Genomic DNA, 21223 nt, shown 5'->3' with positions numbered 1-21223 from the left:
GTCAGCGAGCGCCCGCGACCTGCTCGTACAGCTCCAGGTAACGATCGGCCATGACGGACGGGGCGAAGCGGCGGCGGGCCTCGCGGCGGCACTCCTCCGGGTCCAGCTCGTCGACCCGCAGGATCCACTCGGCCAGCTCCTCCTCGGTGTCGGCCAGGAAACCCGTACGGCCGTGGTCGACAATCTCCGGCAGGCAGCCGCGGCGCAGGCCGACCGGCGGCACCCCGAGCGCGAGCGCCTCGACGACGGCCGTGCCGCCGGGCTCGTCCCACTGGAGGGGGAAGAGCGCGGCCCTGGCGGAGGCGTAGAGCAGGTCCCTGGCCTGGCCGCCGACCGCGCCGACCCACCGGACCAGCTCCTCGTCGAGGTAGCGGGACACCTGGTCGAGGTGGTAGCGCACGTCCGGGTGGCTGTGCAGCGGGTGGTACGGGTTCTGCGCCACCACGTCCAGCTCGGCCGCGGAGTTCCGGCCGCACACCGGGCCGGCCAGCACCAGCGGCAGCCCCAGCTTCTGGCAGATCCTGGCCGCCACGTGCTGGCCCTTGAGCCCGCAGATGCGGCCCATGACGACGAAGTGCTCGCCGCGCTCGGTCCTCAGGTCGGCGTCGGCGAGCGGGGTGGCCAGGTGGATCGCTCCGAGCGAGGCGGCGCGCAGGGCTTCGGGGGCGCGGGCGAGCTGCGACTCCGACACGCCGTTGACCGCGACCGAGCGCGGGAACGAGCCGTAGAAGGCCGGATGTTTGTGCAGGTCCCAGTGGAGGGTGTGCAGGACGGGCGGCCCGGCGAACGCGGACAACACCGCGGGCCCCACCACTTCGAGGTGGTCGTGCACGAGGTCGATGTCGTCGCGGGCGCGCAGCTCGCTCACCACCCTGGCCTGGTGCGCGTGCGCGATGCCCATGACCTGGTTGTACGGCTTCTGCAACTCGGAGAAGCGGCCCTCGTCGTAGACGCTGACCAGCTCGTCCACCTCGAGCGTGCTCGATCCGGCGGCGGCCAGCACGACGGCGACGCCGCGCCTGCGCAGCTCCGGCACGAGCGTGGCGACGACGTTCTCGATGCCGCCGTAGCCGGGAGGCGGGGTGGACAACCACGGCCCCGCGTTCATGAGGACTTTCATGCCAGATCCTCCTCCAGGACGAGGGAGGCGAGCGGAGGTCGCTCCGCCACGGCCACGTCCACCAGGTCGGCCCGCCCTTCGAGCCCGAACTGCAGCAGCGTGTGCGCCGGGGCAGCGGGCGCGAGCACCCGGCCCTGCCGTTCCAGGCGCGACCAGGCCGTCTGCATGATCTGCCCGGCCATCCGGCCGAGCGCGTCGATCGGCTGGTGGGTGTGCGTACGGTGCCCCAGGTCCACCTGGGCCATCGCGTCGAGCCCGGCAAGCTGGAGCAGGTCGACGAGGAGGCCGAACTCCACGCCGTACTCGGTGACGAAGGGCACCCGCTCCAGTGCGCGGCGCCGCGCGGCGTACTCGCCGCCGAGCGGCTGGGCGAACCCGGCGAGCTCCGGCCAGAACATGTTGAGCAGCGGCCTGGCCACGAGTTCGGTCACGCGGCCGCCGGCGCCGCGCCGTACGACGCCGTCCTCCCCCGTGTACGGCCGTTCGTAGGCCGCCTTGACGAACTGGATGCCGGGGTCCGTCAGCAGCGGCCCGAGCAGGCCGGACACGTAGTGGGCGCCGAAGCTGCGCAGGTCGGCGTCCACGAACACGACGACGTCGCCGCGGGAGGCGGCCAGCCCCTTCCACAGCGCCTCCCCCTTGCCTGCCAGGGGCGGCAGGTGGGCGAGCACCTCGTCCTGGGCCACCACCCGGGCGCCCGCCTCTCGGGCGCGCTCGGCGGTCGCGTCGGTGGATCGTGAGTCGACGACGAGCACCTCGTCGACGAGCGGCGTCCGCTCGACGAGGTCACGGCGGATCGCGGTGACGATGTCGCCCACGGTGCTCTCCTCGTTGCGAGCGGGCAGGACGACGCTCACCGTGGTGGTGCCCTTGGCACGGTTTAAGGTCTTGACCGGCCACTCGGACGCGGTGCTCGAGTGCGGGCCGTACCACTTCCGGACCTTGGCCAAAGCGCGCAGATCTGTCTCCATGCAGTCAGCCCCGATCTCATGAGGTCACGACAACTGCCCGGTACAGGCGCTTATGAACATGTTTGTTTGATGACCGTCAGATGTGGCATATGCGGGACTGTGTCCCCAATGACCCGCATTGGCATCATAGGCGCCGGAAATGTCGCCGCTCGCCATGCAGACGTCCTGTCCGAATTCGCCGACGTGACGATCGCCGGGATCGCCGACACCGATCCGCGCCGGGCCGAGGATCTGGCCGCGCGGCACGGCGCCCGCGCGTATGGCGGCCATACGGACCTGCTCAGTGCCGGCGGCCTGGACGCCGTCTACATCTGCGTGCCGCCTTTCGCGCACGGCGCTCCAGAGTTTGATGTTTTGTCATGTAATCTCCCAATTTTCGTGGAAAAACCGCTTTCCTTGGATCTCCACACCGCGGAAAACATCTCCGCGGAAATCGACAGGCGATCCTTGCCGTCCGCCGTCGGGCACCACTGGCGCTACCGCAACCTCGTCGACCAGGCCCGCGACCTGCTCGACGGCCGTCCCGTACGCCTCGCGCTCGGCCACTGGCTCGGCACGGTGCCCCCGGTCGGCTGGTGGCTGCGGTCCGCCATGTCCGGCGGCCAGATCGTCGAGCAGGCCGTACACGTGCTCGACCTGGCCCGCGTCCTGGTGGGCGAGGTGACGATGGTGCACGCCGTCCCCTCCGAGCACGCGGGACAGGACGGCGAGATCGACCGGGCCACGGCCGCGGTGATTCGGTTCGCCGGAGGCGCGGCCGGGCTGCTGGCCACCTCCTGCCTGCTCCCCCAGCAGCACCGGGTGGGGCTGGAGGTGTGCGCCGAGGGCATCGCCCTGGACGTCAGCGAGACCCGGCTGCTGATCGACGGCCGGCGCGTCATCGAGGACGACGGGCAGGCGAAGACCCGGGTCGACCGGGAGTTCGTCAACGCCGTACAGGGTCGGCAGGCGGACGTGCGGGTGCCGTACGGCGAGGCGCTGCGCACGCACCGGCTCGCCCTCGCCCTCGCCCGGTCGGCCGCCGAGCACAGGCCGGTCGACCTCGACCCCGACGCCGGCCGGCTGCCTGCCGGGGTGGGCCCATGAACACGACCACCGTCGTCAGCATCGAGGCGCCGGGCCAGGTCTGCCTGGTCGAGGAGAAGCTGCCCGGCGTGCCCGAGGGCGGGTTCATGGTGGAGACGGTCTACAGCGGCGTGTCCGCCGGCACCGAGCTGACCTTCGTCAAGGGCGGTAACCCCTACCTGCACTCCAGCTGGGACCCGGCGCTCGGGCTGTTCACGGAGGGCGTGCCGTCGGTGGCCTATCCGGTGCGCGGCATCGGCTACATGCAGGTGGGCCGCGTGGTGGAGGCGCGTACCCGGGCGGTGGCCGAGGGCACGCTGGTCGCGATGTGTTACGGGCACCGCACCGCGTACGTGGCCGACCCGATGACCGACAGGTTCGTACGGGTGCCGGACGACCTCGACCCGCTGCTCGGCGTCTACGTCGCCCACATGGGCCCGATCTGCGCCAACGGCCTGCTGCACGCCGCCCACGACCTGCACGGCCCGGCCGTCAGGGACCTCGGCGACGGCGTGCGCGGGCGGCGGGTGGCCGTGGTGGGCGCCGGCGTGGTCGGGCTGCTGACCGCGAGTTTCGCCCTCTCCGCCGGCGCGGCCGAGGTCGTGGTCGTGGACGAGACCCCTGAGCGGCTGGCGGTCGCGCAGGCGCTCGGCGCGGACGTCCTGACCGCCGGCGACGACCCGGCGGTGGCGCTGAAACGCCGCTGGCGGCACGGCCAGAACGACCGCGGCGCCGACGTGGTGCTCCAGTGCCGCGGCCAGTGCCGGGCGCTGGCCCTCGGGCTCAGGCTGCTGCGCCCGCAGGGCACGCTGGTGGATCTGGCCTTCTACACGCAGGGAGCGCAGGAGGTGCGGCTCGGCGAGGAGTTCCACCACAACGGGCTGTCGCTGCGCTGCGCCCAGATCGGCCGGGTGCCGCGCGGCCTGGCCCACGCCTGGGACAGGGAACGTCTCTCGCACGAGACGATCCTGCTGCTCAGGGAGCGCGGCAGGCTCCTACAAGACCACCTGATCACCGATGTCGCCGGCTTCTCCGACGCCCCCCGGCTGCTCATCGACCTCGCCGCCCGCCGCAGGCACACCCTCCAGGCCGTGCTCCGCCACGACGTCGAGGATGAGGGCGGCTGACCAGCTGAAGTCGTGGCACCCGTGGCCGCGCAGCGTGAAGGGGTCGAAGTACTCGCGGAACCCGGCGCCGGACACCGCACCGATCATCCCTTCGGCGAGCGGCGCGGCCAGGTCGGGGCGGCGGTCCTTGAGTCCCTGCCAGACGAGCCAGGCCAGGTTGATCCAGCTCGGGCCGCGCCAGTAGCGGGCGGTGTCGAACTCGGGCGCGGACGGCGAGTAGCTCGGCAGCACCCCGTCCTTGAGCGCGAACCGGTCGAGCGCGGTGCCGACCAGCGCGTTGACGATCTCGCGCGGCAGGCCGGGCAGCAGGAGCGGGGTCAGCCCGGCGGCGCTGCTGGAGCGGACCAGACAGCCCGTACGCACGTCGCGGGCGTGGAAGAGGCCGTCGTCGTAGAGGTGCTCGACCATGGCGGCGGTGACCGCCGCCGCCTCGCGCTCGTGCGGCGCCGGGTCGAGCCCGCACTCCGCGGCGATGCCGGCGAGGGTGGACTCGGCGACGCCGTACGCGGCGTTGAACAGGGGGTCTTCGACGTGGAACGCGCCGGGGTCGCGGTAGCCGGAGTCGCGGTAGGCGCGGGCGAGGGCGACGTACCGTTCGTAGTCGCGGTCGGTGGGCCGCTCGTCGGCGCTGACGGCGTCGAGGTCCCTGCGCACGAAACCGTCCGCGCCCGTCTCGACGGCCTGGAGCGGCAGGTCCCAGGCCGGGCTGTTGTCCATGCCCGACTCCCAGGGGTGCACGATGGAGATCAGGCCCTCGGGCGACCGCCTGGCGGCGCGCAGGAACTCCTGCTGGGCCACGAGCCGCGGGTAGATCCGGCGCAGGAACGCCACGTCGGGCTCGGCCAGGTGCGTCTTCCACGCCGCCAGCGCGTGGACCGGCGGCTGGACGAGGCCGGAGGTCGCGGAGCCCGACGGTGCTCGCGAGCGCCAGAAGGCGGGGCCGGGGAAATAGGCGCCGTCCGGCACCGCGGGGTTGAACACGATGTGCGGCACCCGGCCGTCGTGCCACTGCGCCCCGAACAACGACAGCAGTTCCGTACGCGCTCTGCGCGGGGACCAGCGGGCGTTGCCGATGGCGACGAAGGCGGAGTCCCAGCTCCACTGGTGCGGGTAGAGACGGCGGGAGGGGATCGTGTAGCCGCCGCCCCAGTTGCTCACCAGGACGCGCACGGCCGCGCGGATCACAGGTATTTCCTGACGAAGGCCGCGGTCTCGGGAAGGACGATCTCGGGCTCGCCGCGCAGCCGGCATTCGAGCGCGAGATAACCGTCGAAGCCGACGGCGTCGAGCGTGGCCAGTTGCGCGCCCCAGTCGAGGTGGCCGGTGCCCGGCTGGTTCCTGTTGGACTCGCTGATCTGCATGTGCGCGAGGTAGGGGGCGGCCTCGGCCAGCGAGCGGCAGGGGTCGTCCTCCTCGATGTTCATGTGGTAGGTGTCGCCGACGATCCTGATGGAGTCCATCGCGCAGTAGGAGACCGCCTCGGCCAGCGTGTTGACCATGTGGTTCTCGTAGCGGTTGAGCGGCTCCAGCATGATCAGCACGCCGTTGCGCTGCGCGTGCTCGCCGAGGATGCCGAGCGCCTCGGTCAGCACCTCGCGGTCCTCGGCGGCGCTGCGCGGCGGCTCGAACGGCGGCAGCCTGCGCGAGAACTGCCCCCAGGAGGCGGGGGTCATGACGCCGATGCCGCCGAGCTCGCCGATCACGCTCAGCTGGGACCTGAGCTGCTGGATGGCGTCCTTGCGCCTGGCCCGGTCGAAGTCGCCGATGAAGTGCGGCATGTCCACGCACACCGTCGGCATGACCACGCCGTCGGCCAGCGCCCGCTTGAGCTCGGTCAGACGGCCCGCGAAGTGGAAATCGCCCTTGCCGCGCAGCTCGATGGCGTCGAACCCGGCGTCGACCGCGAACGCGTACTTCTCCTGCAGCGTGCGGCCGGGAAGAAGCTGCTCCTGTACGGCGAGCTTCACTGTGACTCCTTGAAATCGAAGACGAGCTGGAGCACCTCTGACGGGTGCCGGTCGAGCAGGTCGTAGGCCTCGGCGGCCCGCTCGGCGGGGACGACGTGCGTGACCAGGTCACGTGCCTCGACCTCGCCGCGGTGCACGAGCTCCATGAACGTGCGCTGCAGGCGTTCGACGTCCCAGCGGTGCGCCAGCCACGACGCGACGCCGCCGATCTGGGAGGAGACCAGCTGCACCTGGTTGTGGTGGAACTCCTCGCCCAGGCGCAGCCCCATGCCGTCGCCCTGGTAGAAGCCGGCGGCCACGACCCGGCCGCCCTTGCGCACGGTCCTGATCGCCTCGTGCAGGCCCTGGTGGGTGCCGCTGAGCTCGATGACGGTGTCGGCGCCCTCGACGCGCTTGCGCATGAACTCGGCGACCGACCCCGAGGTGACGTCGAACGTCTCGGCGGCGCCGAAGGCCCTGGCCCGTTCGAGCCGGTCGGCGATGGCGTCGGCGGCCACCACCCTGGCGCCGCTGAGCACGGCCAGGCGGGTGGCGAGCAGCCCGATGACGCCCTGGCCGAAGATCGCGACCTGGTCGCCGAGGTGCACGTCGGCGGCGTGCACGGCGTTGAGCGCGATGGCCCCGACCCGGGCGAGGACCCCGCTCAGCGGGTCGGCCCCCTGCGGCATGACGTGGCCGGCGAGTTTGGCGGCCGGGACGACGGCCTCGGCGCGGTGGCCCCAGATGCCCCAGACGATGCTGCCGGGAGGAGGGGCGGCGACGTCGGGCGCCGCCTCCACCACCTCGCCGACCTCCTGGTAGCCCCATCCTGACAGCGGGTAGGCATGCGTCTGACCGTCGACGAAGAGCCGGCGCTCGGTGTCCCACTTGCGGCTGAGATAGGGGTTGGTGCCTCGATAGGCGGTGAGTTCGGTGCCCGCGGAAACTCCCGAGAAGATCGTGCGTACGCGCACGGAACCCGGCACGAGGTCGGCGGGCGACTCGGAGTTGACGCGGACTTGGCCTGGCTCTTCAAAGGTGATGACGCGCATTCCCCAACACTTACGCTTTTTGATCAGACAAAAGTCAAAGATTTAGTCGTTGTTTGCACACCATAGTTGCGCCTGTAACGGTCGCAAGTCTACGACTTCTGCTTGGAGCTGCTGATGAAATTGGGGTTTCTGACAACGTGTCTTCCGGAAAGCGACCTTACCGACATCGCTCGATGGGCGGCAGGACAGGGCTTCGAGGCCCTCGAAGTGGCGGGCTGGCCGTCACCGGACGACCGAAATCACATCAGAGTAGATCGTTTCGATGACGCAGAACGTGATCGGGTCGGGCGTATCTTCGCGGAGACCGGACTGACGCTTTCCTCGATCGCCTACTACGAGAACAATCTGCACCATGAGCAAGGGGCGCAGGTGAACGCCCACGTCAGGCGGTGCGTCGATGCCGCCGCCGCGCTGGGCTGCCCCACGGTCGGCACGTTCGTGGGCCGCGACCCGGGGCTGCCGGTGGCCGACAACCTCAAGCGGGCCGCCGACGTCTTCGGCCCGCTGGTGGAGTACGCCACCCGGCACGGCGTGGAGATCGTGATCGAGAACTGCGTGATGAAGAGCTGGCATCCCGATGGTTATCCCGGGAACCTGGCCTACTCCCCCGAGCTGTGGGAGTGGATGTACACCCTGGGGCTCAAGCTCAACTACGACCCCTCGCACCTGGTGGCGCTCGGCATCGACCCGGTCGCGGCGCTGCGGCCCCATCTCGCGAACATCGCGCACGTCCAGGCCAAGGACACCGAGTTCCTGCCCGGCAAGCTCGACCGCTACGGCTTCCACGGCCCGATCAGCGGCGAGAAGGGCTGGTACCGCTTCCGCGTGCCCGGTCTCGGCCGGGTCGACTGGACCCGGGTGATCGATGCCCTCTACGAGGGCGGATATGACGGGGTGGTCTCCGTGGAGCACGAGGACCCCGTCTGGAGCGGCAGCACGGCGCGGGTGCGAACCGGTCTAGGGATCGCTTACCGCACGTTGCGTCATCTCATGCCGGGGTAAATGCGGGCCTATCCCCAGCAGAGGAGCGCGCCATGCCGAAGAAGGTCACCGCCGTCCTCTCCGCCGCACTGTTGTCCGTCGCTCTGACGGCCTGCGGCGACGACGGCGGCGCATCCGGGAACGACCAGATCACGGTCTGGACGGAGGAGAACCTCCCCGACCGGATGGCCGTCCAGAACGCCGTCATCTCCGAGTTCACCCAGAAGACCGGGATCAAGGTGAAGCTGGTCGGCGTGGCCGAGGACCAGTTCAGCCAGACCCTGACGGCCGCCGCCGCGGCGGATGACCTGCCGGACGTCATCGGGGCGCTGCCGCTGGCCGCCGTACGCGAGATGGAGGCCAACGACCTGCTCGACACCGAGACGCCGGCCCAGGTCGTCGACCGGCTCGGCAGGGACACGTTCGACCCGCGCGCGCTGGAGCTCGACAGCTCCGGGGGCACGCTGCTCGCGGTGCCCAGCGACGGGTGGGCGCAGCTGGTCCTCTACCGTAAGGACCTGTTCGACCAGGCGGGGCTGCAGCCGCCGGACACGTACGAGCGGCTGGAGGCCGCGGCGGCGAAGCTCAACACGGGGCTCAACACGGGCGGGGTGGCCGGCATCACGCTGGCGATCGCGCCGAAGGATTCGTTCACCGCGCAGAGCTTCGAGCACGTGGCGCAGGCGAACGGCTGCCAGCTGGTCGACAATTCCGGAAATGTCACCCTTGACTCGCCGCAGTGCGTGCAGGCCTTCGCCTTCTACGGCAAGCTGGCGCGCGACCACTCCGTCAAGGGCAAGCAGGACGTCGACTCCACCCGCGCCAACTACTTCGCGGGCAGGGCCGCCATGACGATCTGGTCGTCGTTCATCCTCGACGAGCTGGCCGGCCTGCGGAAGGACGCGCCGCCGAACTGCCGGGAGTGCCGCTCCGACCCCCAATGGCTGGCCGCGAACACCGGGGTGGTCACGGCGCTGAAGGGTCCCCAGGGGAGCACGCCCACGCAGTACGGCGAGATCGTCTCGTGGGCGATCACCCGCGGCGCCGCCAAGGACCCGTCCGCCGCCTTCGTCTCCTACATGATGAACGAGGGGTACGAACGCTGGATCGGCATGGCGCCCGAGGGCAAGTTCCCCACCCGCGAGGGCTTCGCGGACCGGTGGAACAAGCTGCCCGCCGGGGTCGACGCCAAGAAGCCGCTGGCCGACGTCTACCCCGCCGACGTGCTCGACGCCCTGCGCGAGAGCCCCGGCACGTTCGCCCGCTGGGGCATCCCGCAGGGGCAGGGCAAGCTCGTCGGCGCCACGATGGGCGAGCTGCCCGTGCCGAAGGCGCTGAGCGCGGTCGCCGACGGCTCCCTGACCCCGCAGGCCGCCGCCGCGCAGGCGAAGAGCGAGGTGGAGTCCATCAAGCGCGGGATCCGCGAATGAGCCCGCTCATGCGGACCCGGACCCTGCGCGAGCAGGAGGGGCGGGCCGGCCTGGCGCTGCTCTCGCCCACTCTGGTGATCACGCTGGTCGTGGTGGTGCTGCCGCTGCTCTGGGCGATCATGCTGGCGTTCCAGGACGTCCGGCTGATCAACATCCGGCAAGTGGGCCTCTTCGGGCGCTACACGCTGGAGAACTTCTCGTACGTGATGTCCGAGCCGGGCTTCTGGCCGGCGCTGGTCAACACGCTCGTCTACACCGTCGCGGGCACGGCGTCGTCGATCGCGATCGGGCTGGTGGCCGCGCTGGCGCTGCGCGACAGGTTCAGGGGGCGGACCCTGGTCAGGGCCTCCGTCCTCATCCCGTACGTGGCCCCGGTCGTCGCGGTGGCGTTCCTGTGGGAGACGATGCTCAACCCGCAGTACGGCATCGTCAACACCTGGCTCAGCGAGCCGATCGCGTTCCTCACCCAGGCCAGGGGCGAGTTCCTGGGCGTCGAGGTGCCGGTGGCGCTGCTGACGGTGATCGCGTTCGAGGCGTGGCGGTATTTCCCGTTCGCGTTCCTGTTCATCCTGGCCAGGCTGCAGGCGCTGCCGGCCGAGCTGGATGAGGCCGCGGTGGTCGACGGAGCCACGCCCACCCAGCGGTTCCGTTACGTGATCATGCCGCAGCTGTGGCGGATCATCGCGCTGCTGTCGGTGCTGCGGTTCGTGTTCACCTTCACCAAGTTCGACGACGTCTACCTGCTGACCGGCGGCGGGGCCGGGACCGAGGTGGTCAGCGTGCGGGTCTACACCTTCCTGACCGCGCGCGACGACATCGGCGCCTCCGCCGCGCAGGCCATCGTGCTGGCGGTCTTCCTGGTCGTGTTCCTGGCGCTCTACCTGCGCTTCTTCGCGGGAAGCACGGGTGAGCGGCCGTGAGCAGGGACAGGTTCGAGCGGCGGTTGTTCGCGGTGCTCAGGCCACTGGTGATCGTGTTCCTCTTCCTGATCACCGCGTTCCCGTTCCTCTACATGGTGATGTTGTCCGTACGCGACATCCAGGAGCTCATCCTGGAGCCGGGCTCGCTCTGGCCGCGCGATCTCACCCTCGACACCTACGTGGACGTGCTGACCCGGCAGGGTTTCCTGACCTTCCTCGGGAACAGCACGATCGTGGCGGTGTCCTCGGTGGCGGTCACGCTGCTGGTCTCGATCCCCGGCGCGTACGCCGTCGCGCGGCTGCGCTTCTTCGGGCGGCGGCAGGTGCACTTCCTGTTCCTCGCGGTCTACCTGTTTCCCGCGATCGTGCTGGCCATCCCGCTGTTCGTGCTGCTGACGATGCTCGGCCTGCGGGGCTCGCTGGCCGGGCTGATCCTCGTCTACATCGCGCAGACCGTGCCCGTCACGGTGTACATGCTCCGCAACTACTTCGAGACCGTGCCGCAGAGCGTCGAGGAGGCGGCCGCGATCGACGGGTGCACGAGGTTGTCCACCATCTGGCGGGTGGTGTTGCCGCTGTCCAGGCCCGCGCTGATGGCCACCGGCCTCTACGCCTTCATGATCGCCTGGAACGAGTTCCTGTTCGCCCTGCTCTTCCTGGTGGAGCGGCGGGAGAGCTGGACGGTCTCCCTGGGCCTGTCGCAGCTTGCGGGCAGCATCGAGGTTCCGACGACGGTGCTGATGGCGGGATCGGTGGTGCTGACACTGCCCATCGTGATCGTGTTCTTCGCCGGGGAGCGCCTGCTGACGGCGGGGCTGACGGCCGGGGCGGAGAAGGGATGACGGCATGCTGACGGCAGGGCAGGTCCTCCAGTACATCCGCCAGGGCACCTGCCGGACACGCAAGGAGCTGATCGAGCACACCGGCCTGTCCCGCTCGACGATCACCGACCGGGTCGACCGGCTCATCGACGCCGGCTACATCCACGAGTCCGGGGTGGCCGTGTCCGGAGGCGGCCGGCCGCCCTCGGTGCTGGCCGTGGACGCCACCAGGCGGCTGATGCTGGTGGCCGATCTGGGCGCCGCCCACGCCAGGGTGGCGCTGACGGATCTGGCGGCCAGGCCGCTGGCCGAGGAGCGCGCCGACATGCGCATCGAGCTCGGGCCCGAGGCCGTGCTGTCGTGGGTGCGGCAGGCGTTCCAGCGGCTGCTGGACCGGGCCGGGCGGGCCGCGGACGAGGTGTGCGGGATCGGCATCGACGTGCCCGGCTCCGTCGACCACGCCACCGGCAGGCTGATCCGGTCGTTCCTGATGCCGGGGTGGGACGACCATCCGGTCGGCGAAGCCCTCGGCGCGGACCACGACGTGCCGATCATGGTGGAGAACGACGCGAACGCGATGGCGCTGGGCGAGTGGTGGTCGAGGTGGCGGGACACGGAGTCGCTGATCCTCATCAAGGTGTCGACCGGGATCGGAACCGGCATCGTACTCAATGGATCGATCTATCGCGGCGTTGAGGATGCCGCCGGAAATATCGGGCATGTGCGGTTGCGCGAGGCCGAAGACCGCGTCTGCACCTGCGGCTCGCGCGGCTGCGTGGCCTCGCTGGCCAGCGGCCAGGCCGTGGCCGCCGACCTCGGTCTTGGGGCCGGCCGCGACGTCGTCCGCCTCGTGCAGGCCGGCGACCCCGAGGCCATCGCGTGCACCCAGGAGGCGGGACGCACGCTGGGCGCGGTGCTGGCCACGGCGGTCAGCCTGCTCAACCCGGGCGTCCTGGTGCTGGCCGGCGACATGGCCGACACCAGGGAGCACTACCTGACGGGCATCAGGGAGATCGTCTACCGGCGCAGCCTGCCGTACACGACGGCGAACCTGGAGATCGTCACCACGTCGCTGGGCGAGCGGGCGGGGATCGTCGGGATGGCGGTCATCGTCATGCAGCACGTGCTCTCCCCCGCCGCCGTGGACGCCGCGCTCGGCGCGCACGGCCCCGCCACCCGGGGGCGTGTGCGGTGACCGGTCAGCCCAGGGCGCGGCGGAGCAGGGAGGGGGCCTCCACGAGCGAAGGGCCGTACCACGTGAGCAGGCGCCCGCTGACCAGGGCACAGGTGAGCCCGGGGAAGGCCTCGGGCCCGTCGGCTCCGGAGAACGCGTACGGCTCGTCCGGCAGCACCACCAGGTCGGGCCGGCGCTCGTTCAGCTCGGTCAGCGGGATCTTGGGGTAGCGCTCGGCGTGGCCCGCGTAGAGGTTGTCCACGCCGAGCCGCCGCAGCACGTCGCCGGTGAACGTGTCGCGGCCGACCACCATCCACGGCCGCCGCCAGATCGGCACGATCGCCGTACGCCGGGGGCCTTCCTCCGGCGTGCGCCACGCCCGCTCCGCCGCGTCGAGCCACCCGGGCCGGTCGCTGCGGCACGCGTACGCGAACATGCGGTCCAGGGAGGCGAACGCGTCGTCCAGGGTCTCGATCCTCGTCACCCAGACCGCGACGCCCGCCGCGCGCAGCGCCTCGATGTCGGGCGGGCGGTTCTCCTCGGCGTTGGCGAGGACCACGTCGGGTCTCAGCTTCCTGATCGCGTCGAGGTCGGGGTTCTTCGTGCCCCTCACCCTGGCCACGTCGAGGCCGGCCGGGTGGGTGCACCAGTCGGTCGCCCCGACCAGCGCCTCGGGCACGGTCGCCGCCACCGACTCCGTCAGCGACGGCACCAGCGACACGATCCGGCGTACGGTCTGCGGGATCTCCACCCGCGCACCGGTGTCGTCTTCCACGACACGAGCCTAAAGGCATACGGACCCGTAGAATCCACGCCATGCGCCGGAGGACGATCGAGTGATGGACGTGGGGCTGGCCGTGCCGCAGTACGGCAGGTTCGCCGCGCTGCCGAGCGTGCTGCGGGTCGCGCGGGAGGCGGAGTCGATGGGGTTCGCCGGCCTGTGGGCGGGCGACCGGCTGCTGACGCCGCTGCGGCCGAAGGACCGTTATCCGGGGGGTGACGGCCGGGTGCCGGAGGCGCACCGGGTGTTCCTCGACCCGTTCGCGGTGCTGTCGGTGGCGGCCTCGGTCACCTCCGCCGTGCGCCTGGGCACCAGCGCGCTCAACGCCTGCTGGTATCCCCCGGCGGTGCTGGCCCGCTCGCTCACCACCATCGACCACCTCAGCGGCGGCAGGCTGGACGTCGGGCTCGGGCTCGGCTGGTCGTCCGACGAGTACGCCGCCGCCGGCGTGCCCTGGCGTGACCGGGCGAGCCGTTACGACGCCACGATCGACGCCCTGGAGGCGATCTGGCGCGACGATCCCGTGTCGTTCGAGCACGAGCTGTGGACGATCGTGCCCAGCCACATCGAGCCCAAGCCGGCCCGCCGCCCGCCGCTGTATCTGGGCGGTTTCGCCGAGCCCGCGCTGCGCCGCATCGGCCGGCGGGCCGACGGCTGGCTGACGGCCTCGCTGCCGATCCCGATGCTGAGCGCGATGTGGCGCACGGTGCGCGAGACGGCGGAGCGGGCCGGGCGTGACCCCGGCGCGCTCCGCATGGTGCTGCGGACCAACCCCCAGATCACCGATCGGGGCGAACCGCCCCTGAGCGGCACGGTCACCCAGATCTGCGGCTATCTCGCCACCGCGGCGGAGGCCGGGGTCCACTCAGTGATCATCGACCTCCAGCACACCGCCACGAGCGACGAGCATCTACTGGAGCTGGCCGCGGAGTTCAGGGCTCACTTGAGCGCGGCCAGCGCGGCGTCGTAGTCGGGCTCCTGCGTGATCTCCGGCACCAGCTGGGAGTAGACCACCTTGTTGTCGCCGTCGAGCACGATGACCGCGCGCGCGGCCAGCCCCGCCAGCGGCCCCGACTCCTGCGCGACACCGTAGTCGGCCAGGAACTCACGGCCCCGCATGAGCGAGAGCGTGGTGACCTTGTCGAGCCCCTCCGAACCGCAGAACCGCTTCTGCGCGAACGGCAGGTCGGCGGAGACGCAGAGCACGGCGACGTCGGGGTGCTCGGACGCCACCTGGTTGAAGCGGCGCACCGAGGCCGCGCAGACGCCGGTGTCGAGGCTCGGGAAGATGTTGAGCACCTTGGTCTGCCCGCCGAAGTCGGCGAGCGTGCGCTCGCTCAGGTCGTCGCCGACCAGGCGGAACGCCGGCGCGCTGTCGCCCGGCTTGGGGAAGGAGCCGCCTACGGTGATGGGGTTGCCCTTGAACGTGACGTCGGACATGAGTGCCTCCTGGTAGCGATGTTCGATTCACTGGATATCAGGTCACGCCCCTGTTCCACGAACCAGGGGGTCAGGCCCAGCCGTGGCGGGCGGCGTGCCAGCCGAGTTGCACGCGCGTACGCACGCCGGCGAGGTCCATCAGCGCGCGCAGCCGCCGCTGGAGCGTGCGCAGCGACAGGTCGAGCTGACCCGCCACGGCCTCGTCGGTCAGCCCCGACAGCAGCAGGCCGAGGATCTTCCTGTCGAGTTCGGTGACCGCCGGCTCCCGCTGCTCCTCCAGCGCGCCGGAGTCGTCGAGGCGGAGCGGGTAGGCCCGCCGCCACACCGCGTCGAACAGCGCCTCCACAGCGCTCAGCAGGCCGCTGCGGTGCAGCAGCACGGCCGCGGGCTCGCCGCCCGGCTCGGTGGTCAGCGGGACGAGGGCCAGTTCCCCGTCGGCCATGATCAGTTTGATGGGCAGGTCGTCCACCACCCTGACCTGCACGCCCCTGCGTACGGAGTCGAGGGTCATCGCCGCGACGCCGGGGGTGGCCAGCACCTCGCGCTCCAGCACCACGAGATATTCCACGCCGCGGTCGACGGCCTGGTCCTCGGCGGTGTTGTCGCCGGGCGGCACCGCCACGAACGGCGCCGTGGAGAACGAGCGCACCTGCTTGCCCGCCGCCCACTGGATCTGGAGGAACCGTTGCCGTACCGCCTCCACGCCGGTCACGACCTCGATGAGATCTCCGGCGGCGCGGTCCGTGGCGGCCATCCTGTGCTGCTCGGCGAGCGCCACGATGGCCAGCTCCGCGGTACGCAGCTCCTCCCTGCGGGCGGTGAGCAGGCCGCCGAGCGCGACGGAGGGCGGCGCGGCCATGTGCCGGACGGGGGCGCCGGCGATCCGCGAGACCAGGCCGCGCCCGATCAGGGCGACGAGGTCCTCCTCGACCGAGGAGCGCGGCCGGTCGAGCGCCTCGGCGAGCTCGGTGGCGTCTCGGGGCACGCCGATGAGGAAGCGGTAGACGGCCTCCTCGCCGGCGGTGAGACCCAGCGCTTCGAGCACGGTGCCCGCCTCCCCCTTCCTGGCTGGAACGCCGACCAGTATGCGAGAGAAGACAGCATCAAAGGCGACATCAGTCCTTAATCGTGACTGCACGGTTATTCAGCCACGATCGCCCGGATGATGTCCTGGCTCACCGTGCCACCCCCGGCGTCGGCCGCGGTGGCCCTCAGCGACAACGACCCGCCCGCGCGTACGGTCGCGCTCCACCTCCCCTTGCCGCCGGGCACCAGCCGCGCGTCCTGCCAGGTCCTCCCCTCGTCGTACGAGACCGCCAACGTCGCCTTGTCCGCCTTGACCGGCGAGTCCAGCCACTCCTGCGTGGTCGCCGACACCGTGATCCTGGCCAGCGGGCCGAGCCGCTCGACGTCGTAGTCGAGCTGCAGCATCGGGATGTCCGTCTCGTACGGGCTGCCCTCGGGCGGCTTGGCCGAGAGGAAGGTCCACTCGGTGCGGGTGCGCGTCGACGTGCCCCACCGCTGGGCGTCCCGCTCGACGTCGAGCGTGACCCGGTACGGCGACGGCTCGTCCGGCAGGCCGCTGTACACCGTCAGCGACCGGCCGGGCGACTGCTTGACCAAGGTGTCGCCCTGGTAGAGCGCGATCGACATGGTGGCCCGCTCGTCGCCGCCACCGCCGGCGTGGCCGGGTGTGCCGTCGCTCAGCGGCGCGATGTTGAGCCCGCCTGCTTCCGCGGGGGCGGTCAGGGCGGTCGCCGCGAGGGCCACGGCGAGCGCGCCCGTCAGCGAGGTGAGGGGCATGGTACGGATTTCACCGCTTCCGCCCCGCCCGCGGGTAGGTCATTCCCCGGCGGGAACCCTCCCTGACGGGATCCCGCCGCCGCACGCCTCAGACGTTGCGGCGGTACTGGCCTCCCGCCTCGAACAGCGCGTCGGTGATCTGGCCGAGCGAGCAGACGCGGGCCGCGTCCATCAGCACCTCGAACGCGTTCTCCTCCGACATCGCCGCCTCGCGGAGCCGGGCCAGCCGGGCGGGCGCCTCGGAGCGGTTGCGCTCGTGGAAGGCGCGCAGCCGGTCGAGCTGCGAGCGCTTCTCCTCCTCCGTGCCCCTGGCCAGCTCCAGCTTGTGGGCGTCGGAGTCCTCGCCGTGCGCGCCGTTGCGGAAGGTGTTGACGCCGACGATGGGCAGCGAGCCGTCGTGCTTGCGCGTCTCGTACAACATCGACTCGTCCTGGATCTTGCCGCGCTGGTAGCCGGTCTCCATCGCGCCGAGCACGCCGCCCCGGTCCGACAGCCGCTCGAACTCGCCGAGCACCGCCTCCTCCACCAGGTCGGTGAGCTCCTCGATGATGAACGAGCCCTGCAGCGGGTTCTCGTTCCTCGCCAGGCCCCACTCCTTGTTGATGATGAGCTGGATCGCCATGGCCCGGCGCACCGAGTCGGCCGACGGCGTGGTCACCGCCTCGTCGAAGGCGTTGGTGTGCAGGCTGTTGCAGTTGTCGTAGATGGCGATGAGCGCCTGGAGCGTGGTGCGGATGTCGTTGAAGTTCATCTCCTGCGCGTGCAGGGACCGGCCCGAGGTCTGGATGTGGTACTTCAGCTTCTGCGAGCGCTCGCCGGCTCCGTACCTCTCCCGCATGGCCACCGCCCAGATGCGGCGGGCCACCCGCCCGAGCACGCTGTACTCCGGGTCCATGCCGTTGGAGAAGAAGAACGACAGGTTCGGGGCGAAGTCGTCGATCCTCATGCCCCTGGCGAGGTACGCCTCCACGTACGTGAAGCCGTTGGCCAGCGTGAAGGCCAGCTGGCTGATGGGGTTGGCCCCGGCCTCGGCGATGTGGTAGCCGGAGATCGAGACCGAGTAGAAGTTGCGCACGCCGTTCCTGATGAACCACTCCTGGATGTCGGCCATCATGCGCAGCGAGAACTCCGTGGAGAAGATGCAGGTGTTCTGCCCCTGGTCCTCCTTGAGGATGTCGGCCTGTACGGTGCCCCTGACCGTGGCCAGGGTGCGGGCGCGCAGGTCGGCGTCCTCCTGCTCACCGGGGTCGCGGCCGTGCTCGGCGCGGAACCGGTCGCGGGCCTGGTCGACGGCGGCGTTGAGGTAGAAGGCCAGGATCGTGGGCGCCGGCCCGTTGATCGTCATGGACACCGACGTGTTGGGCGCCGCCAGGTCGAAGCCGTCGTAGAGCACCTTCATGTCGTCGAGCGTCGCGATGGAGACGCCCGAGGTGCCGACCTTGCCGTAGATGTCGGGCCGCGGGTCGGGGTCGTGGCCGTACAACGTCACCGAGTCGAACGCGGTCGACAGCCGGGTCGCGGGCTGGCCCTCCGACAGCAGCTTGAAGCGCCGGTTGGTGCGGAACGGGTCACCCTCGCCGGCGAACATCCTCGTCGGATCCTCGTCGGCGCGCTTGAACGGGAACACCCCCGCGGTGAAGGGGAACATGCCCGGCAGGTTCTCCCCGCGCAGGAACCGCAGCAGGTCGCCGTGGTCGGTGTAGCGGGGCAGGGCGACCCTGGGGACCCGGTTGCCGGACAGCGTCTCGCGCCACAGCGGGGTGTGGATCTCGCGGTCGCGGACCTTCACCACCAGCTCGTCGGCGGTGTAGCGCTCCTTGACGGCCGGCCAGCCGTCGATCAGCGCCCTGCTCTCGTCGCTGAGCTCCCGCCCGGCCCGCTCCTCCAGCTCGGCCAGCCGCCCGTCCCCCTCCTCCAGCAGCGACCGTACGGCGGCGAGCTGCTGACGGCGGCGGGCCACCTCCGCCTGGGCGAGGGTCTCGGCGTGGTACGCGCGCACGGTCTCGGCGATCTCGGCCAGGTAGCGCGCCCTGGCGGGCGGGACGATGGCGGCCGAGGCCCTGGAGGTGCGCTCGGACACCCTGGGCAGCAGCCCCGGCCCGGCGCCCGGCATCAGGAGCGGCTTGAGGTGCTGGTAGAGGGCCGTCACGCCGCTGTCGTTGTAGCGGGCGGCGATGGTGCCGAAGACCGGCATCTCGTCCGGGGAGACGCCGAACGCCTCGCGGTTGCGTACGAGCTGGCGGCGCACGTCGCGCAGGGCGTCCTCCGCGCCGCGCCGCTCGTACTTGTTGATCACCACGGCCTCGGCGAAGTCGAGCATGTCGATCTTCTCCAGCTGGGAGGCCGCCCCGAACTCCGGCGTCATCACGTAGATGGGCACGTCGACGTGCGGGACGATCCCGGCGTCGCCCTGGCCGATGCCGGGCGTCTCCACGATCACCAGGTCGTGGCCCGCCGCCCGGCAGACGGTGATCACGTCGTCGAGGCAGGCGGGCACCTCGTTCGCGGCGCCGCGGGTGGCCAGCGAGCGGAAGTACGTCTGGGGCCCGAGGCTGTTCATCCTGATGCGGTCGCCGAGCAGCGCGCCGCCGCCGCGCCGGCGGGTGGGGTCGATGGCGATGATCGCGATGCGCAGCTTGTCGTCGTTGTCGACGCGGAACCTGCGCACGATCTCGTCGGTCAGCGACGACTTGCCCGAGCCGCCCGTACCCGTGATGCCGAGCACCGGCGCGCTCGCGTCACCCTCCTTCGCGCCCGCCGCCCGCAGGCCCTCCAGCAGCGCGGCGGGGGCGCGCCCGGACTCCACGAGCGTGATCGCGCGGGCCAGCGCCGCCTGGTCCCCTGAGACCACGGCCTCCACCGAGGGCGGATCGTCCAGCTCGACGTCGCACTCCTCGATCAGCTTGTTGATCATCCCGGGCAGTCCGTAACGCTGGCCGTCCTCGGGCGAGAAGATGCGGGCCACGCCGCGCGAGTGCAGCAGGTCGATCTCCTCGGGGACGATCACTCCCCCGCCGCCGCCGTACACCCTGACATGGCCCGCGCCGCGCTCGCGCAGCAGTTCCACCAGGTAGGAGAAGAACTCCACGTGCCCGCCCTGGTACGAGCTGATCGCTACCCCCTGGGCGTCCTCCTGGATGGCCGCCGTGACGATCTCGTCGACCGAACGGTTGTGCCCGAGATGGATGACCTCGGCCCCCTGTGACTGGAGGATGCGTCGCATGATGTTGATCGCCGCGTCATGGCCGTCGAACAAGGCCGCGGCGGTCACGAAACGGACTGGGTGTACCGGGACGTGCACGCCTGTTCACTCCTTCGTGAGGGTGTCATCTCCGAAGATACTAGGACGTCCTACTATTTCCCAAGCCTGTCCGGGGTAGGGTCCCGCTTGAGGGGGTGAGCGTGATGCGTGCACTGACGTTCGCACCGGGCAAGGCGGGGACGCTCGGCATCGAGGAGCTGCCCGAACCCGAACCCGGCCAGGGCGAGCTGCTCGTCCAAGGACTGGCCCTGGGCATCTGCGGCACGGACCGCGAACTGGCCGCCGCCGAGTACGGCTGGCCGCCGCCGGGCCGGGAACGCATGGTCATCGGACACGAGTCGCTCGGCCGGGTGCTCGAAGCGCCCGAAGGGTCCGCCTTCTCGCCCGGGGACCTCGTGGTGGGCGTGGTACGCCGGCCCGACCCCGAACCCTGCGGTGCCTGCGCGCGGGGCGAGTTCGACATGTGCCGCAACGGCCGCTACACCGAACGGGGCATCAAGGACCTCGACGGGTACGCCAGCGAACGCTGGGTCATCGAATCCGGCTACGCCGTGCGCCTCGACCCGTCGCTGGAGAGCGTCGGCATGCTGGTCGAGCCCACGTCCGTGGTCGCCAAGGCGTGGGAGCAGATCGAGCGGATCGGGTCGCGGGCCTGGTTCGAGCCGCACACGCTGCTCGTCACCGGCGCGGGGCCCATCGGGCTGCTCGCCGCACTCCTCGGCAAACAGCGGGGGCTAGAGGTGCACGTGCTCGACCGCGCCCCCGAAGGGCTCAAGTCCAGCCTCGTGGAGGAACTCGGCGGGACCTACCACTCGGGCACCTCTCTGGAGCCGTTCGCCGCCGCCAAGCCGGACATCATCATCGAGTGCACGGGCGTGGGGACGCTCGTCATCGACGCCATGCGCACCACCGCCGCCGCCGGCATCGTCTGCCTGTGCGGCCTGGCCCCCGGAGGGCGTTCGCACCGGGTGGACGCCGGGGTGATCAACCGGGACATCGTGCTGGAGAACGACGTGGTCTTCGGCACGGTCAACGGCAACCTGCGCCACTTCAGGGACGCGGCGGCGGCCCTCGCCAAGGCCGACATCCGGTGGCTGGAACGGCTGATCACCCGCCGGCTGCCGCTCGAACGCGCCCTGGAGGCCTTCGAACCGGACCACGACGTCAAGGTCGTCATCGACCTCCCGTCCTGACCCGGCCGGGGCGTTCGAGCCGGGCCCTGGCGCGTCAGCGGTCCGGCGAGCGTTCGGGTTGAGCGGGTTCGACCGTCCTGGCGCTGACCGGGCGGGATCAGCGGGTTTCGTACGGGCGGCGCCGGGTGGGGGTGGCC

Annotated in this window: 19 protein-coding genes and 2 pseudogenes; 10 read left to right on the top strand and 11 right to left on the bottom strand. The window is 71.0% G+C overall.

Annotated features, from left to right (window positions below; genetic code table 11):
* Position 1 precedes the first annotated feature (1 nt).
* Genes E1295_RS09410 through E1295_RS50780 form a run of 3 tightly spaced genes read right to left on the bottom strand, consistent with a single transcriptional unit; the run spans position 2 to position 2361 of the window.
* The gene (locus E1295_RS09410; RefSeq protein ID WP_132629662.1) at positions 2-1120 is read right to left on the bottom strand and encodes a glycosyltransferase; all 1119 of its coding nucleotides are present in this window, start codon (positions 1118-1120) and stop codon (positions 2-4) included.
* Positions 1117-2091: a glucosyl-3-phosphoglycerate synthase gene (locus E1295_RS09405; RefSeq protein WP_132629660.1), complete on the bottom strand. Its 975-nt coding sequence runs from the start codon at positions 2089-2091 to the stop codon at positions 1117-1119. The genes E1295_RS09410 and E1295_RS09405 overlap by 4 nt, the downstream gene beginning before the upstream one ends.
* Positions 2092-2115: 24 nt before the next feature.
* Positions 2116-2361 (bottom strand): hypothetical protein, encoded by a 246-nt coding sequence (locus E1295_RS50780; protein ID WP_246079939.1) that lies wholly within the window; start codon positions 2359-2361, stop codon positions 2116-2118.
* On the opposite strand from E1295_RS50780, the pseudogene E1295_RS52385 reads away from it, so the two are divergent.
* From E1295_RS52385 to E1295_RS09395, 3 genes and pseudogenes are all read left to right on the top strand, one after another.
* A pseudogene (locus E1295_RS52385) lies at positions 2257-2499 on the top strand (Gfo/Idh/MocA family oxidoreductase); the annotation flags it as partial. The gene E1295_RS50780 and the pseudogene E1295_RS52385 sit on opposite strands and share 105 nt — an antisense overlap.
* 39 nt (positions 2500-2538) lie before the next feature.
* Positions 2539-3177: a Gfo/Idh/MocA family protein gene (locus E1295_RS09400; protein WP_246079938.1), complete on the top strand. Its 639-nt coding sequence runs from the start codon at positions 2539-2541 to the stop codon at positions 3175-3177.
* The gene (locus tag E1295_RS09395) at positions 3174-4283 is read left to right on the top strand and encodes a zinc-binding dehydrogenase (protein WP_132629658.1); all 1110 of its coding nucleotides are present in this window, start codon (positions 3174-3176) and stop codon (positions 4281-4283) included. Before E1295_RS09400 ends, E1295_RS09395 begins: the two co-directional genes overlap by 4 nt.
* A 9-nt stretch (positions 4284-4292) precedes the next feature.
* Here E1295_RS09395 and E1295_RS52380 read toward each other — a convergent pair.
* The 3 genes and pseudogenes from E1295_RS52380 to E1295_RS09380 form a co-directional block, all read right to left on the bottom strand.
* Positions 4293-5534: pseudogene (locus E1295_RS52380) on the bottom strand (MGH1-like glycoside hydrolase domain-containing protein); the annotation flags it as partial.
* Positions 5465-6250: a sugar phosphate isomerase/epimerase family protein gene (locus E1295_RS09385; RefSeq protein ID WP_132629656.1), complete on the bottom strand. Its 786-nt coding sequence runs from the start codon at positions 6248-6250 to the stop codon at positions 5465-5467. The gene E1295_RS09385 and the pseudogene E1295_RS52380, both read right to left, overlap by 70 nt.
* Positions 6247-7281 carry a zinc-dependent alcohol dehydrogenase gene (locus E1295_RS09380; RefSeq protein ID WP_132629654.1) on the bottom strand — a complete coding sequence of 345 codons (1035 nt, stop codon included), beginning with the start codon at positions 7279-7281 and terminating at the stop codon, positions 6247-6249. Before E1295_RS09380 ends, E1295_RS09385 begins: the two co-directional genes overlap by 4 nt.
* Positions 7282-7395: 114 nt before the next feature.
* Between E1295_RS09380 and E1295_RS09375 the strand changes: the two genes are divergently transcribed.
* The 5 genes from E1295_RS09375 to E1295_RS09355 are packed head-to-tail and all read left to right on the top strand — an operon-like array spanning position 7396 to position 12628.
* The gene (locus tag E1295_RS09375; RefSeq protein WP_132629652.1) at positions 7396-8283 is read left to right on the top strand and encodes a sugar phosphate isomerase/epimerase family protein; all 888 of its coding nucleotides are present in this window, start codon (positions 7396-7398) and stop codon (positions 8281-8283) included.
* A 32-nt stretch (positions 8284-8315) separates the two neighbouring features.
* Positions 8316-9692 carry an ABC transporter substrate-binding protein gene (locus tag E1295_RS09370; RefSeq protein ID WP_132629647.1) on the top strand — a complete coding sequence of 459 codons (1377 nt, stop codon included), beginning with the start codon at positions 8316-8318 and terminating at the stop codon, positions 9690-9692.
* 8 nt (positions 9693-9700) lie between these two features.
* Positions 9701-10612, top strand: a complete 912-nt coding sequence (locus E1295_RS09365) for a carbohydrate ABC transporter permease (protein WP_246079937.1) — start codon at positions 9701-9703, stop codon at positions 10610-10612.
* The gene (locus E1295_RS09360; RefSeq protein ID WP_166427157.1) at positions 10609-11454 is read left to right on the top strand and encodes a carbohydrate ABC transporter permease; all 846 of its coding nucleotides are present in this window, start codon (positions 10609-10611) and stop codon (positions 11452-11454) included. Before E1295_RS09365 ends, E1295_RS09360 begins: the two co-directional genes overlap by 4 nt.
* A gap of 4 nt (positions 11455-11458) precedes the next feature.
* Positions 11459-12628, top strand: a complete 1170-nt coding sequence (locus tag E1295_RS09355) for an ROK family transcriptional regulator (RefSeq protein WP_132629644.1) — start codon at positions 11459-11461, stop codon at positions 12626-12628.
* Between the two features lie 4 nt (positions 12629-12632).
* On the opposite strand, the gene E1295_RS09350 is transcribed toward E1295_RS09355, so the two are convergent.
* Complete coding sequence (locus E1295_RS09350; RefSeq protein ID WP_132629642.1) at positions 12633-13382, bottom strand: helical backbone metal receptor; 750 nt, start codon at positions 13380-13382, stop codon at positions 12633-12635.
* Positions 13383-13446: 64 nt separating this feature from the next.
* On the opposite strand from E1295_RS09350, the gene E1295_RS09345 reads away from it, so the two are divergent.
* Positions 13447-14358 carry a TIGR03619 family F420-dependent LLM class oxidoreductase gene (locus tag E1295_RS09345; RefSeq protein ID WP_132629640.1) on the top strand — a complete coding sequence of 304 codons (912 nt, stop codon included), beginning with the start codon at positions 13447-13449 and terminating at the stop codon, positions 14356-14358.
* Here E1295_RS09345 and tpx read toward each other — a convergent pair.
* The 4 genes from tpx to icmF form a co-directional block, all read right to left on the bottom strand.
* Positions 14328-14828 carry a thiol peroxidase gene (tpx, locus tag E1295_RS09340; RefSeq protein WP_132629638.1) on the bottom strand — a complete coding sequence of 167 codons (501 nt, stop codon included), beginning with the start codon at positions 14826-14828 and terminating at the stop codon, positions 14328-14330. The two genes, E1295_RS09345 and tpx, sit on opposite strands and share 31 nt — an antisense overlap.
* A 70-nt stretch (positions 14829-14898) precedes the next feature.
* Positions 14899-15873 (bottom strand): helix-turn-helix domain-containing protein, encoded by a 975-nt coding sequence (locus E1295_RS09335; protein WP_132629636.1) that lies wholly within the window; start codon positions 15871-15873, stop codon positions 14899-14901.
* A 95-nt stretch (positions 15874-15968) separates the two neighbouring features.
* Positions 15969-16631: a hypothetical protein gene (locus E1295_RS09330; protein ID WP_132629634.1), complete on the bottom strand. Its 663-nt coding sequence runs from the start codon at positions 16629-16631 to the stop codon at positions 15969-15971.
* Between the two features lie 88 nt (positions 16632-16719).
* Positions 16720-19932, bottom strand: coding sequence for a fused isobutyryl-CoA mutase/GTPase IcmF (gene icmF / locus E1295_RS09325; RefSeq protein WP_132629632.1), 3213 nt, complete (start codon positions 19930-19932; stop codon positions 16720-16722).
* A 104-nt stretch (positions 19933-20036) separates the two neighbouring features.
* Here icmF and E1295_RS09320 point away from each other — a divergent pair, with 104 nt between their 5' ends.
* Positions 20037-21086, top strand: coding sequence for a glucose 1-dehydrogenase (locus E1295_RS09320; RefSeq protein ID WP_132629630.1), 1050 nt, complete (start codon positions 20037-20039; stop codon positions 21084-21086).
* Positions 21087-21223: the final 137 nt, after the last annotated feature.

It is taken from the genome of Nonomuraea mesophila (assembly GCF_004352805.1).
Taxonomy (GTDB): domain Bacteria; phylum Actinomycetota; class Actinomycetes; order Streptosporangiales; family Streptosporangiaceae; genus Nonomuraea; species Nonomuraea longispora.
The sequence above is the reverse complement of the archived record's forward strand: the minus strand, read 5'-3'. Positions and strand labels throughout refer to the sequence as shown.

Coding starts and splice junctions, on each gene's coding strand:
- E1295_RS09410 (WP_132629662.1), bottom strand. CDS start 1,120: ATGAAAGTCCTCATGAACGCGGGGCCGTGGTTGTCCACCCCGCCTCCC.
- tpx (WP_132629638.1), bottom strand. CDS start 14,828: ATGTCCGACGTCACGTTCAAGGGCAACCCCATCACCGTAGGCGGCTCC.
- E1295_RS09395 (WP_132629658.1), top strand. CDS start 3,174: ATGAACACGACCACCGTCGTCAGCATCGAGGCGCCGGGCCAGGTCTGC.
- E1295_RS09370 (WP_132629647.1), top strand. CDS start 8,316: ATGCCGAAGAAGGTCACCGCCGTCCTCTCCGCCGCACTGTTGTCCGTC.
- E1295_RS09345 (WP_132629640.1), top strand. CDS start 13,447: ATGGACGTGGGGCTGGCCGTGCCGCAGTACGGCAGGTTCGCCGCGCTG.
- E1295_RS09380 (WP_132629654.1), bottom strand. CDS start 7,281: ATGCGCGTCATCACCTTTGAAGAGCCAGGCCAAGTCCGCGTCAACTCC.
- E1295_RS09365 (WP_246079937.1), top strand. CDS start 9,701: ATGCGGACCCGGACCCTGCGCGAGCAGGAGGGGCGGGCCGGCCTGGCG.
- E1295_RS09330 (WP_132629634.1), bottom strand. CDS start 16,631: ATGCCCCTCACCTCGCTGACGGGCGCGCTCGCCGTGGCCCTCGCGGCG.
- E1295_RS50780 (WP_246079939.1), bottom strand. CDS start 2,361: ATGGCCGCCATACGCGCGGGCGCCGTGCCGCGCGGCCAGATCCTCGGC.
- E1295_RS09320 (WP_132629630.1), top strand. CDS start 20,037: ATGCGTGCACTGACGTTCGCACCGGGCAAGGCGGGGACGCTCGGCATC.
- E1295_RS09375 (WP_132629652.1), top strand. CDS start 7,396: ATGAAATTGGGGTTTCTGACAACGTGTCTTCCGGAAAGCGACCTTACC.
- E1295_RS09355 (WP_132629644.1), top strand. CDS start 11,459: ATGCTGACGGCAGGGCAGGTCCTCCAGTACATCCGCCAGGGCACCTGC.
- E1295_RS09405 (WP_132629660.1), bottom strand. CDS start 2,091: ATGGAGACAGATCTGCGCGCTTTGGCCAAGGTCCGGAAGTGGTACGGC.